The sequence below is a fragment of the Chryseobacterium sp. VD8 genome, assembly GCF_037149975.1.
GTDB classification, from domain to species: domain Bacteria; phylum Bacteroidota; class Bacteroidia; order Flavobacteriales; family Weeksellaceae; genus Chryseobacterium; species Chryseobacterium indicum.
In genome coordinates, this window is sequence record NZ_JBBCQL010000177.1 from 1 (window position 1) to 9,626 (window position 9,626).

Consider the following 9,626-nt stretch of genomic DNA (forward strand, 5'->3'; position numbering starts at 1 on the left):
GCAGGAATAGGACATCTTACTTTTGCAAGGAAAGAGTTTCAGACGCAGGTTCCGGAATGGGTTCCTCTGGATAAAGATGATACTGTTGTTTATTCGGGAGTTGCTGAAATCGCTTTAGGAACAGCCATGATTGCGACTCCTAAAAAATACAGGAAAAATATGGGAAGAATTGTAGCCGGATTTTTTGCAACTGTTTTCCCAGGAAATATTGCTCAGTATAAAAACAGAAGGGATTCTTTTGGGCTGAACACGGATAATCAGAGATTGGGAAGGCTTTTTATGCAGGCTCCGCTGATTGCATGGGCACTGAAATCTACTGATGATTGATTTTTGAATGTCAAATATTGAACTACGGAGAATGTTTTAGCCCAGATTGAGCGGCATGTCTGAGCTCTTTTCTTATTTTCGGCGGCTGCGAAGCAGCCGCCGAAAATAAGAAAAAGCGAGTAGCGAAAGCTGGAATAAGCTCCAATTTTGATGGTTGATAATTCATGATTGAATTGATGATTGATAATTGATGAGCGACGGGTCAATATATAATTGATCCGGGTATTACTAAAAAATAACAAAAACGGACTTTTCTAAGCCCGTTTTTGTTGATTTATAAGAAAATGAAGTGTTTTACTGAATGACTAATTTTAAGGTAAATAATTTTCTTGTGTATACTTTTACAAAATACACTCCTTTCGGAAGATTTTCGTTGACCAGAGAGAAACGCTGATTATTTACGTTTTTTGACTGATATAGAAGATCTCCGTTAGCAGAAAGAAGTTCTATTTTTTCGATCGGATAATCACTTTTAATAAAAGTCGGTTCACCCGGTTTTGTAGGATTCGGATAAAGAATCACATTTTTCTCTGTACTTTTTGTTTCTTCTGTTCCAAGCGGTGTTCCGGTTACCTGAAACTGAACCCTGTTTGAAACTTCCGTGTAAGAATCGTTGGTAAACATCACCATATAATAATTTCCCGGTGCTGCAGGAACTGCTGTTCCGGTGATTGTTTTGGTTCCCTGTGTAATTCCGTCAAAATAGGTATAAGAAATAAACTGATCATCCGGAACCGAAATATTCTGAGGATAAATTCCCAACCAGTCTTTAATGATTCCCGGAGAATCCGTCCATGAAGCGGTGATATTTTCTCCTAAACTGTAAACCGGCTTGTTGATCCAAAGTTCGGTCACCACATCCCCTACTTTAAAGAAAACTTTTTCTCCAACAGTTGTATAGCCGTCTTCCAAGAAGTACTGTGCATAATAATATCCTTTGGCAAGACCTGTAAAATTAAGCGTTCCCGAAGCCGTTGTCACATAGCTCCACTGAGTAGAATTTATGGTTCCGGGAGTGTGTCCCATTTTATAAATTCCGATCCAGTCTTTGGTTAAATTCGGTCCGTTGGAGAAATTTACGGTTACAGTTCCACCTACAGGATAAACATCTGAAGTTGTGCTTAAATTAACTTTCGGACCTACGTAGAAATTTTTTCTCGGTGTAATTTCTGTATATCCGTTATTGGCAAAAAAACCTGCAAAATACTGACCTTTGGCAGCAATTCCGTTCGGGAAAGTGGCTGTTCCTGCGGTTTGCCCGTTGGTATACACAAAAGCCTGAGAAGTTACGGCAGAAGGATTCTGTCCTTTTTTATAAATTCCCACCCAGTCCTGATTATTTCCGGGACCGTCTGTAAAGTTGGCAATAATGGGCTCGTTTTGAAGATATTCTGTTTTATTTAAAGTGAAAACAGGATTAGAAACCACACTTCCGGTTACTGTAAACTGTTTTACATCACTCCAGTCGCTCCACTCCATGTTGCGGTCTCTGTAACGCACTTTTACGTAATAATTTCCGTTGGTGATTGAATTAGCGGAAATAGTAGCTTTTGTGATATCTACTCCTGCATTCAGGTTTTTCGTGATATCAGGAGTTCCGCTTCCGTCTTTTCCGAACCAGTTTTCATAATCTCTGTAAAATTCTTTTTCAATGATGGAAAAATCAGCTGCTTTACTAATTAAGAACTGAGTTGTGTTCAGCAATTCTCCGTTTGAGCTTGAAAATGTACTTCCGTTTAAAGTTAACGGTAAAGTAACCGGCGCCGTAAATGTATTGGAAATAGAAGGTTTTGCAGGTTTTGGCTGATTTTTATAGCGGTGGAATGTATCAATCAGCTCATTATATTTTTTATGATAGACACCTCCGATAGAATAGGATTCCACATCTACTTTTCCTGTGTTTACATCTACTTCCACAATTTGATACGTCCAGTCTGTTAATGTTTTCTGAACATCATCAAAATCCTGTTCCGTCGACATTCCCCAGTACTGATCCCATGCAACTCCACCGGAAATAATCTGGTAATTCGGTGTATTTTTCAGCTGACCTCTGTGGTATAAATGGTGATGCGCTCCAACGTGCATTAAATATTTTGAAGAAGTGGTTAAAAGGGGAACGGCACTGTTTCTTACCCATGTAGAAATATCTCCCACATATTGCTCCGCCTGATACGGTCTGTGGCTCAGAGAAATGATCCAGTCTACCGTAGAATCTCCGTTTGCAGCATTTAAAACCTGTTGCAGCCAAGTCATTTGCGCAGAACCGGTATGTTCGGAACTTAAACTTATAAAGAGAACGTTTCCAGCCTGTTGCGCATAGTAATTTTCGTTTCCTGAGCTAATGTTTTTATACTGAATTTCATCGATGTAAAAATGTGCGTAATAGGAATTCATTCCCAGACTTCCGTATGTTTCATGGTTTCCCACCGTGGTCTGAATCGGAAGATAAGGCGATAAATTAATATTTTTCTTGAAATGAACATTTTCGTAATGATCCAAAGTTCCCACATCTACCTGATCTCCTACCATGAAGGTTAAAGCAATATTATCTGAAGGATCGGAAGCCGCACCGAATTTTTCCTTTAATTTTTTATACGCATTTAAGGTTAGGGTATCGTATCTCGGTTCTGCTTTAATTTGGTTGTCTCCCATGATCAGAAAACGGATTTTTCCATTGGCTGTTGCCGCCTGTCCCGGTAAAGGAAGTGTCCGGAAATTATACACCGCAGATTCACTGGTTCCTGTTTTAATCTTATAATAGTATTTTGTGTTGGGCTGAAGATTGGCAATTTTTGCAGTGTGATAAAAGTAATTGTTGTTATATCCTGTATCTGAAAAAATATTCGTTGTTCCTGTAAAAGTAACATTCAGATTGGTTGGGCTGGTTCCGTAAAAAACGGTAGTTTCATTATTGGAAGAGGTTTTCCAGTTGACAATCATGGAAGTTGGCGTCGGATTTTGTAAATAAGGATACAAAGTCTGCCCAAAAACCATCTGGACGACGAAGAGGAAAAAGAAAAAATAATGTTTCATTTTTAGTTTACTTTTTATTAGATTTATTGAGATTAAAAATTGTATATCAGTGGATTATTAAAAATTGTACTGCCTGATTTTATTTTCGTGCAAAAGTAGAATTCACATATAAACTGTGTCTGATGGGAAGTTGAAGGAAATATTAAATCTGAGCCGAAAAACGGGTTGAAAATTTCATGATATTTAATATAAAATTGTTTGGAAAATTTCAAAAATGTTTTGTACATTTGCAACCTGTTATTCAACCTCTGACGAAGTCCGTGTAAGTTGCTTAGCTTTAACATTTTATTTATTAATAATGGATTTATTAAAGTACGTACAAGACAAGTACATTACAAAAAAAGAATTCCCTGAATTCAAAGCGGGTGATACCATCACTGTTTACTACGAAATTAAAGAAGGACAAAAAACAAGAACTCAGTTCTTCAAAGGAACAGTTATCCAATTGAGAGGTACTGGTTCTACAAAAACTTTCACCATCAGAAAAATGTCTGGTGATGTAGGTGTAGAAAGAGTATTCCCAATCAACATGCCGGCTCTTCAAAAAATCGAAGTTGACAGAAGAGGTAAAGTTAGAAGATCTAGAATCTACTACTTCAGAGACCTTAGAGGTAAAAAAGCGAGAATTAAAGACGCTGCTTACAAGAAGAAATAATTCAGACAACAATACATACGAAAAGAGACTGCTAATTTTTAGCGGTCTCTTTTTATTTGGAGCTATTTCCCGCTTTCCGCTGCAATCTTTTTTTTCAAAAAAGGATTTTCACTTCAATCGGGGCTAAGAAAAGGATGCATTTTAAAACCACCCCGTCAAAAATTTCAGGAAATTTTTGCCACCCCTCCAGAGGAGGGGAATTCATTCTTTAAAAATAAATTTATATATTCTCTCAATCATTTAAATTTTCAATCATCAAACCTTCAGCTTTTCTACTTAATAAATTCATACAACACATTCCAGAATTTATCATAGGCTTCAATATACGGAAGGTGTCCTACGTTTTCAATTTCCACGAGTTTAGAACCAACAATCTGTTGTTGTGTTTTCTTTCCTAATTCCTGATATTGCCCCATTTTGGGCTGTAGTTCTTTTGGAGCACGGTCTTTCCCGATTGCAGTTCTGTCTCTTGTTCCGATAATGAGCAAAGTGGGAACTTTAATGTTTTTAAATTCATAGCAAACCGGCTGATTGTAAATCATATCCGAAGTTAAAGCTGCATTCCATGCGACTTTCGGATAATCAGGATGCACAGTCCATCCTGCAATTAAGTCTAGCCAGGGTTGATATTCTGCTTTCCATTTATTATCGTAATAAAATTTAAGCTGATAATTTTTATAAGTTTCTGCGGTATTTTTTAATTCTGACTGATATGCCTGATCAATGGTTTGATAAGGAGCGAACGTTTTATAATCTTCTAATCCGATTGGGTTTTCTAAGATTAATTTTTCAACTTTTTCGGGGTATTGTAAAGTAAATCTTGTAGCAATCATCCCTCCCATCGAATGTCCTAAAACAATAATTTTATCGATTTTTAATTTGTCCAAAATGGCTTTTGTATTTTCTGCCAGCTGCGAAAATGAAAACTGATAACTTTGAGGTTTTGAAGATTTTCCAAATCCTATCTGATCCGGAATTATTACTCTGAACCCTTTATCTGAAAGATCTTTTGCAGTTCTTTCCCAATAAGCTCCGTTAAAATTCTTACCATGAAGAAGCATTATAACTTTTCCGTTTGACTTTGTTGGCTGAACATCCATGTAAGCCATTTTCAAATCGTTTTTCTGAGATGTAAAATTTAAAAAATGAACTTCGAAAGGGTATTGATAATTCGTTAATTCAGCATCCAATGGTTTCACCTGTGAAAATAGAAGACTTGTGCTTATGATAAGAATTAACGCTATAAATATGTTTTTGCAATATTTCATAAGATATTTTATTTACTGAAATTAAAAAACCGTTCCAAAAGAAACGGTTTCAATAGTATTATTTAGATATTTCAGCAAATTGATTTTCTTTTTTAGATAAATTCATGAGGACAATTGCAAAAAGTATTAGTGCAATTCCAACCCATTGTATAAAAATTACTTTTTCCCCCAATAAAACAAAAGCCATCGTCACAGAAACCGGTAATTCTAGAGAAGAAACGATGCTTCCCAATCCAAGTCCTGCATTCGGAAACCCGACATTAAATAAAATCGGTGGAATTATGGTTCCGAAAAGTGATAAAATTAAACCATATTTCCATAAAATTGAATAATTAAAGGAATGAATATGCTCTGTATTGTCTGTAAAATTAAGGTAGAAAGATTTTAAACCTTCGAAATGCAATGGCCCGATCTGTGCAAAAAACAAGAATGCAAAAACAACAACTGAACCACCCAAAAGCATGATAATACTTTTTCTGAAAACAGGTAAATGCGTTGCTAAAGTATTGGAGGTAAACATCGTTAGCGTATAGGAAGCTGCAGCTAATAATCCCCAGAAAATTCCTTTCCAATCCAGATCTAAACTTTCATTGATTAAATTGGTGGCTAAAATGGTTCCCGCCAAAACAATAATTACAGAAACAATTTTTCTTGCATTGGGCAGTTTTTTTGTCAGAAAACTTTCCACCACTACACTGAACCAGACGGACTGCATCAGCAAAACAATTGCTATCGAGACATTGATATACTGAACTGCAATGTAATAAAACAAACTGGTGCAACCTAATGAAGTTCCGGCTAACAGTAAGTTTCTTACTTCTCTTGATGTTGGTGAAGGCAAAGCTTTTTTAGAGGTGATTGTCTGAATAAAATTTAAGACTAAAAGACCCACTATTCCCAATAAAAACTGTGATGTTGTAACTTCTGAAGTGGTGTAACCATCCTGATAAGCGAGTTTAACAAACGTTGCCAGCATCCCATATATACTTGCGCCAATCCCTACAAATAGAACTCCCTTTAAAATATTTTTCTTCTGCATAATTCATTTTTACAGCCTGCAAAGGTACAATATATTATTAAATGAATAATAAAATGGCTGTGAAAATAAAAAATTACGGCGCGAGCTTCGCTCGCGCCGTAACTAAAATTTATAAATATTCAGATTATTTTTTAACAATAACTTTTGATGCCGCATCAATACCGATGCCTTTTACTTTCACCATATATGTTCCGTTAATCAGCTTATCTGTAGAGATTGATTTTTTAGCATCCGGAGAAATTTTATCTTCTGAAGAAACTAGTTTTCCAGACATATCATAAATTTCAACACTTACTTTACCTAATGTATTGCTTGGGAAATTGATGAAAAATTCATTCTTCGCAGGATTAGGATAAATTGAAATGTTATTTTTAACAACTTTTACTTCGTCTGTAGCTAATACACAGTCTGCTGGAACACTAAAATCCTGAACCTGATCATTAATATTTGTTAAACTTCCTGCACTAGCATTAACACCTAAACCTCTCTTTGCAAACGTTCTCCAGATCATACATCTGTCTGCACCTCCTTTAGCCTGATCTGCTGCAATGATGGCATCTCTACCATTGATAAATGTAGGATTACAAACCTGAAGTTTCAATGCGTCGGTTACTAATTGTAAAACTCTTGAGCTACCATTTGTTGTGTTTGCCATTACATCAGAAGAATATCCATACTTGGCAACATATTGCCAGTGGAGATCCCAAAGCATTGAAGCCCATACAAATCCAATTGAGTGTACATCAGGAACTATTTGCCCGCTTGTATTTGTATATTCCATTCCATTCGTATTCCCGTAAGTGTAATTGTTTATAGTAAAATCCGGAGAATATTTAGCAGGTCTTATACCTCCTCCGGTAATAGCCTGTCCAACAGCATATGTTCCGATACCTCTTGGTACAGATGCATTATCTCCAGCTTTATTAGTTAACATTAGAGCAAAGAAATCTGACCAGCCTTCTCCCATCTGTTCTTTGTCTGCAGAAGAATTTAAACAACCCACACCTGTTCCTGTTAATCTATTGGAAATTCCATGTCCATATTCGTGCACTACAATTCCATTATCAAAACTTCCGTCTGGTGTAATACTACTTGCAGGATCGTTTTTCAAAGTTACATTTACAACGGTATTAGCTGAAAGCTGGCTTTTAATATATTCACCCTCAGTATTTGAAATTAAAACCGATGGGATTGTAATCGTTGAATCAGTTCCGGACATATTTCCAACAGTATTACCATTAGCGGTATTGTTGTAAATAATAACAGCTGCAGCCCCAGCATCTTGTGCATTTTTAACCTTAACCGTAAAATTACAGGTTCCTCTTTCTACTAAACCGATCTTGCCCGTCAAAGATCCAGCAGGTATTGCCGTACAACCATCCAAAACTGAGGATAACTGTACATTTCCTGTAACCCCCGTCGCATCTAAAGCATTTCCAAATAAAGCTGTTCCGACAACCGGCTGACGAGGTACTGCGGAACTCGGTGCATTATAATAAAACAATCTATTAACGGTTGACCAAAGATACATCTGCATTCTTGGTTTATTTCCATCACTAGGACTATTAAAATTAGCATTATTTGTACCGCCTCCATCTTGTGCTTCGGCCAATACATAATCGCCTCCGGCACCTCCTAATCCAAAATTAGTATTCTGAAAGTTCCTTGCAGTTGGCGTAAAACCAAACATATAGAAAATATCATGAATTTTATTATTAATATAAAATAAATTGGTAATTGAAGCATTCTGATTAGTGAAGGAATCTCCATTAATACTAAAAGGATAATCAAAATTTCTTGAAGCACCTCCATCAGGAGAAATGCCCGGTAAATTAGAATCCAGAGTATCCTCATACGCATGTACGTTATTACCTCTTGTAATTGTATAACGAGTAGTTCCGTCATAATGCCAGCCTTCTGGAGAAGCGGTTAAGATCCATGGATTACTTACAATTGATCTGGAACCGAATGTAGGTGCCTCTATTGGTAATGCAAAAATATTATAAGAAGCATTATCAGGTACTAAAAGTGAAAAACTATTCTTATTTTCGTCTTGTTTTAGTGGACCTACAATATTATTATCATTATGAGCATGACTGTAATCACGCGAATAAGCATCATTATGGAAATTACAGGACAAGTTCAAATCTAGTTTACTGATAATATTTCCTGTATTTGCATCTACTAGAATATCCCAATAGCTTGGAGAATTAGGCTCTGGAAAAGAGAATTGGTAAGCTAATTTTAAAGCACCATTATCTTGAACGTATACCAGTCTTTGTTTTGCAGCGGGTGCGTTATTTAAATCTGCATCATTATACCCTAAAATAGGATAATTCTGAATTTTATCTTTCTGTAAATTTTCAGCTATTTTCTGAAGAGCAGCAGTCTTCGTAACAGAAGCTGTATTTGATACAGAAGAAGTATAATCTTTCAAAAAAGTATCAGAATAATAAATTACTTTATTATCTCTTACTAAAACAGTACCTTCCGCATTGTATACCGGAAGTCCATTATAAGTCTGCTGGAATTTAATTACATTTCCATTTAATGACTTTGATTCATCAACATTATCAATCTTAAAATTTGTAAGATCTGATTTCTTATATTCTCTGATCTTATTTTGAGAAATATAGTCTTTAATTAACTTCTCATTATCCTGTCCGAAAAGAACAGAAGGAAACATTGCAGAAACTACAAATAAAAGGGGTAAAGCTACTTTTTTCATATACACTAATAAAGCCGCTAATTTACATATAATTAACAATAAAACAATAGTATAATTTAAAATTATTTAAATAGACATTTAATTTAACAATAGTATATAAACTCTGCTAAATTTATGAATAAACCAAATTAACAAATCCCGCATTAACAGCAATTTTATGAATTGAATAAAAACAAAAAGCCACTCAAACGAGTGGCCAAATATTTAAAATGAATCAGGTATTATTTACCTTCTTCCATTTTTCTTTTTAATTCTGCTAATGCATCGATATCTCCAAGAGTAGATCTCTCTTCGTTTGAAGATGATGAAACATTATTAGATCTGTTGTTAGAATTTTCTCTTACGTTTTTCTTCTCTTCGTCTCTGAAGATTCCTGTATGAGAAACTACTACTCTCTTGAATTCTTTGTTGAATTCAATTACTTTGAAATCAGCCTCTTCACCTTTCTTGATTTTAGATCCGTCTTCCTTCTCTAATAATCTTGATGGGCAGAATGCTTCTACTTCAGCATCTTCGAACTGTACAGAAGCACCTTTATCGTGTACTTCTACCGCTTTACCAGCGTGAACTGTTCCT

Annotated in this window: 7 protein-coding genes; 2 read left to right on the forward strand and 5 right to left on the reverse strand. The window is 35.6% G+C overall.

The window, feature by feature from the left end; genetic code table 11:
• A partial coding sequence (locus WFK35_RS16680; protein ID WP_336733528.1) for a DoxX family protein occupies positions 1–327 on the forward strand: 327 nt, incomplete at its 5' end.
• A 294-nt stretch (positions 328–621) separates the two neighbouring features.
• Here the strand turns inward: WFK35_RS16680 and WFK35_RS16685 are convergent.
• Positions 622–3,360 carry a fibronectin type III domain-containing protein gene (locus WFK35_RS16685; protein ID WP_336733529.1) on the reverse strand — a complete coding sequence of 913 codons (2,739 nt, stop codon included), beginning with the start codon at positions 3,358–3,360 and terminating at the stop codon, positions 622–624.
• Positions 3,361–3,658: 298 nt separating this feature from the next.
• Here WFK35_RS16685 and rplS point away from each other — a divergent pair, with 298 nt between their 5' ends.
• Positions 3,659–4,015, forward strand: a complete 357-nt coding sequence (gene rplS / locus WFK35_RS16690; protein ID WP_007846341.1) for a 50S ribosomal protein L19 — start codon at positions 3,659–3,661, stop codon at positions 4,013–4,015.
• A gap of 272 nt (positions 4,016–4,287) precedes the next feature.
• Here the strand turns inward: rplS and WFK35_RS16695 are convergent, their stop codons facing one another.
• The 4 genes from WFK35_RS16695 to WFK35_RS16710 form a co-directional block, all read right to left on the reverse strand.
• The gene (locus tag WFK35_RS16695) at positions 4,288–5,283 is read right to left on the reverse strand and encodes an alpha/beta fold hydrolase (RefSeq protein ID WP_336733530.1); all 996 of its coding nucleotides are present in this window, start codon (positions 5,281–5,283) and stop codon (positions 4,288–4,290) included.
• Positions 5,284–5,341: 58 nt separating this feature from the next.
• On the reverse strand, positions 5,342–6,322 hold the full coding sequence (locus WFK35_RS16700) for an EamA family transporter (protein ID WP_336733531.1): 981 nt from the start codon (positions 6,320–6,322) through the stop codon (positions 5,342–5,344).
• Between the two features lie 124 nt (positions 6,323–6,446).
• Positions 6,447–9,050, reverse strand: a complete 2,604-nt coding sequence (locus tag WFK35_RS16705) for a T9SS-dependent M36 family metallopeptidase (RefSeq protein ID WP_336733532.1) — start codon at positions 9,048–9,050, stop codon at positions 6,447–6,449.
• 221 nt (positions 9,051–9,271) lie between these two features.
• Positions 9,272–9,626 (reverse strand): S1 RNA-binding domain-containing protein (locus WFK35_RS16710; protein ID WP_336733533.1); only part of this gene is annotated, 355 nt, incomplete at its 5' end.